Annotated in this window: 1 tRNA gene; it reads right to left on the bottom strand. The window is 41.6% G+C overall.

Annotated features, from left to right (window positions below):
* Window positions 1-171: 171 nt before the first annotated feature.
* Window positions 172-247: transfer RNA gene (locus NI469_RS15800), tRNA-Ala, on the bottom strand.
* Window positions 248-262: the final 15 nt, after the last annotated feature.

Here is a 262-nt window from a genome sequence, read left to right as displayed (position 1 = left end):
AAATTATTTCAACTCAAATATATTCTGTTAATGATTTTTCCAGCCTTCGTCAGGTCAGGAAACTGTGATAAATCACAGAGGTTAATAACAATGCCGCGCATTATACGCTGCTTTATCACTAAGCTCTATAAGCTATCTGATCGTTTGCTTATTACGTATCCGAAGGATACGTGGTGGAGACTAGGAGAGTCGAACTCCTGACCTCCTGCGTGCAAAGCAGGCGCTCTACCAACTAAGCTAAGTCCCCAGCTTATCAATAAGT

The organism is Acinetobacter lwoffii (genome assembly GCF_024129735.1).
In the GTDB taxonomy this organism is placed as follows: Bacteria; Pseudomonadota; Gammaproteobacteria; order Pseudomonadales; family Moraxellaceae; genus Acinetobacter; species Acinetobacter lwoffii_H.
Note: the sequence above shows the minus strand (reverse complement) of the source record. Positions and strands in the feature narration are given on the sequence as shown.